We start from the raw sequence: 3736 nt of genomic DNA, 5'->3' as shown, positions 1-3736 counted from the left end.
GCCATTTCGTCGGCACCAGGACGCACGTAGGTGCGCAGCCCATCCACCACCTGACGAATACGATCCACACCTTCGAAGGCCTGGTCGATGGCGACGCGACCATCCGCATCGGCGGCGAGCGCCGGATGATCACGCAGTTCTTCGAGATTGAAGCGCAGGTATTGCAGCGGATTGTTGATCTCGTGCCCGACACCAGCCGCGAGCCGACCCAATGAGGCAAGCCGCTGCTGCTCGAGCATCACACGACGCGCGTCATCCCGTTCTTCGGTGCGACGACGGACTTCGTCGGTGAGGTGTGTGGAAAGCTGATCGAGTTGATTGGCGTCATCACGGAAGCCGCTGAGCATCTGCCACGCCACTGGCGCGATGACGCTCACATACCCGAGATCAGCCAAGTACACGAACTCGATCCAACCCGCGGCAACGGCCACCTCTTCGAGCGTGAACAGCAGAAAGAGTCCGAAGCCCACGAGGATGGCCGACGCTCCGCGTTCACCGGCGCGGACACGGCGGATGTATCCATACGAGCTCACCGCCAGGAGACCCAGCGGCACGATCGCCGCGACCTGGCCCACCAGATTGAACGCGGGCCGGCGCAGGGTCACGCCGAGGCTTTCGATGAAGACCGTGGGCACGGGTTGCACGACATGCACAAGACCCGTGGCGGCGAGCGTCGCGATGAACACCACGCTACCCACACTGACCGCGCGCACCAGCAGCGGGATGGAGTTCCATCGCCCGTCGTCATCGATGAACGAAAACGCGAGCCAGGTGGCGGCGTGCAATGTGGCCACCGTGAGATTGGTGGCCATCGTCCAGTCATAGATGCCGCCGACCATGCCCTGCCAGGAGCCGACGGCATTGACGGTGCTATAGATGCCAGCAGTGAGCGTCACAGCGCTGAACCAGCGCGCGCGACGCCAACGCCTGGCGCCACCAAGCGTCCAAGCGGCCGCCATGGTGGTGAATTGCAATACGATGCTGATGATCGCGACGATGAACTCGATGTTCATCACCCATCCGGGTCCGGTGCTGCCCCCCCTGCGGGGCCGCTACACCACGATGTTCAACAATCGCTTCGGTACGAAGATCACCTTCTTCGGTGTTCCCACGACAAACTTCGCGATCGCTTCGTCAGCCATGGCCTGCGCCATGACCGCCTCCTGCGTGACATCGGCTGCGACACGCAGCTTGCCGCGCAGCTTGCCGTTCACCTGCACCACCAATTCCACCTCGTCGTCCACCAGCTGCGCGGCGTCGAACGTCGGCCAACCAGCGTTGAACACACTGCCTTCGTGGCCAAGGGCTTCCCAGCACTCCTCCGCCAGGTGCGGTGCGTACGGCGCCACCAGTTGCACAAGGGGCTCCACTTCGGCGCGGTGCGGTACGCGCTCGCCACGACGGACGGCGTTCATGTACTCCATCATCGCCGCGATGGCGGTGTTGTAGCCCAGGTTGGCCGTGTCCTCGCCGACCTTCTTGATCGTGCGATGCAACTTGCGAATGACGTCCGGGTCGGGGCTTCCGTCACGGACGGCATCCCGAACAGACGCCCACAGACGGTCGAGGAAGCGTCGCACACCGCTGATGCCCTGGTCGCGGAAATCGCCACCCTCTTCATACGGCCCAAGGAACATCAGGTACATGCGGAAGGCGTCAGCGCCCCATTCCTCCATGTACAGATCGGGGTTGATGACGTTGCCCTTGGACTTCGACATCTTCGCACCTTCGCGGATGATCATGCCATGCGCGCGGAAACGCGTGAACGGCTCCTCGAAGTCGATGTGCCCCGCGTCCTTCAGCACCATCGTGATGAAGCGCGAGTACAGCAGGTGCAACACGGCGTGTTCGTTGCCGCCGATGTACGAGTTCACGGGCAGCCACGTCTTGGTGCGCGCCGCGTCGAATGGCACGTCATCGCGCGTGGCACTGGGATAGCGCAGGAAGTACCACGCGCTGTCGAGGAACGTATCCGACACATCGGTTTCGCGGCGCGCGGTCTTGCCACACGTGGGGCACGGCACCCGATACCACTCTTCATGACGGGCGAGCGGCGAAATGCCCGAGTCGTCCGGCTTGAAGTCGGGAATGAACGGCAGTTCCACCGGCAGCTGTGACTCCGGCACCGGCACGGCACCGCAGTCGTCGCAGTAGATAATCGGAATCGGCGGGCCCCAATACCGCTGCCGCGAGATGCACCAGTCGTGCAGACGATAGTTGGTCACACCCTTGCCATGACCACCCTCGGCCAGCCACGCGGTGACTTCGCGCTTGGCGTCGCGCACGGCCAATCCATCGAAGCGGCCAGAGTTCACGAGACGGCAGTCCTTGTCGTCGTCGGTGAACGCGGCGCCGTCGAATGGCGTGTCAGCCTGCTGATCAGCGGCTGCCACCACACGAACAACCGGCAGACGAAACACCTGCGCGAACTCGAAGTCGCGCTCGTCGTGACCCGGCACGGCCATGATCGCGCCGGTACCGTACTCCATGAGCACGTAGTCGGCGATCCAGATGGGGATGTTCTGCCCCGTGGCCGGATTGACCGCATACGCACCCGTGAAGACGCCCGTCTTTTCCTTGCTGCTCTTGCGGGAGATCAGGTCCTGCTTGGTGGCGCGCTCCTGATAGGCTGCCACTTCACCGCGCTGCGCATCGGTGGTGATGGACGCGACCAACGGATGCTCAGGGGCGAGCACGAGATACGTCGCACCATAGATCGTGTCGGCGCGCGTCGTGAACACGGCGATGCGTTCACCGCTCGATGGCACCTCGAACGTGAGCTCGGCGCCTTCCGACTTGCCGATCCAGTTGCGCTGCGCCTGCTTCGTGATGGGCGACCAGTCGAGCCAGTCGAGGTTGTTCAGCAGCCGCGGTGCGTACTCGGAGATGCGGAAGAACCACTGCTCGAGGAAACGCTGCTCCACCGGGGTGCCGCAGCGTTCACACAGTCCACCTTCGACCTGCTCGTTGGCGAGCACGGTCTTGTCCGTGGGGCACCAATTGACGGCAGCCGCCTTCTTGTACGCGAGCCCCTGCTTGTGCAGTTGCAGGAAGACCCACTGCGTCCACTTGTAGTAGTCCGCGCGCGACGTGTCGACTTTCTGGTTCCAGTCGATCATGAAGCCGGCGCGCTCGAGCTGGCGCGTGAAGTTGCCGACGTTCTTGGGTGTCAGCTCCATCGGGTGCGCGCCGACCTTGAGCGCGTAGTTCTCCGAGTGGATGCCGAACGCGTCGAAGCCGAGCGGCTGGAAGACGTCGTGACCGATCAGGCGATGGAAGCGCGCGGAGATGTCGCTGCCAGTGAAGGCAAACAGGTTCCCGACGTGCAGCCCTTCGGCGCTCGGATACGGGAACATCATCAGCGCATAGAACGGGCGCTCAGGCGCGTCGAGCTTTGCGGTATTGGTAGCGCGTTCAGTCCATCGCGTCTGCCACTTGGGCTCGATGGATCGCGGTTCGTACGGAGTCGGCGTGTCGATTTCGGACATCCTGACAAGCTAAGCGATTCTGAGTTGGGGTGCGGGCGGGTCTGCTCGGGTGCGCGCGATCGCCGGGCCTGGGGGCGGCCCCTCGCCGCTTGCTTCGCGGGGCGCCGGGCTGCGCCGGCGTGCCCCGCGAAGAGGCGGCTCGGAACCGCCCCCGGGCACGGCTTGGCTCCTGCAGGGCGACAGCGGGAGAACGGCGCGAACCGCGGCGGGCACCCCGAGCACGCCCCCGGTGGTCCCCTGCGGCCGGG

General features: G+C 64.4%; 2 protein-coding genes. Both read right to left on the bottom strand.

Annotated features, from left to right (window positions below; genetic code table 11):
• Positions 1-1013: histidine kinase dimerization/phospho-acceptor domain-containing protein (locus VGE27_RS17840; RefSeq protein WP_331051034.1), on the bottom strand; the 1013-nt coding region annotated here is incomplete at its 3' end.
• Positions 1014-1052: 39 nt separating this feature from the next.
• Positions 1053-3488 (bottom strand): leucine--tRNA ligase, encoded by a 2436-nt coding sequence (leuS, locus tag VGE27_RS17835; protein WP_331051033.1) that lies wholly within the window; start codon positions 3486-3488, stop codon positions 1053-1055.
• Positions 3489-3736 lie beyond the last annotated feature (248 nt).

The organism is Gemmatimonas sp., from assembly GCF_036405635.1.
In the GTDB taxonomy this organism is placed as follows: domain Bacteria; phylum Gemmatimonadota; class Gemmatimonadetes; order Gemmatimonadales; family Gemmatimonadaceae; genus Gemmatimonas.
Note: the sequence above shows the minus strand (reverse complement) of the source record. Positions and strands in the feature narration are given on the sequence as shown.

Excerpts from the sequence above, each read along its gene's own strand:
- leuS (WP_331051033.1), bottom strand. The coding sequence starts at position 3,488 with ATGTCCGAAATCGACACGCCGACTCCGTACGAACCGCGATCCATCGAG.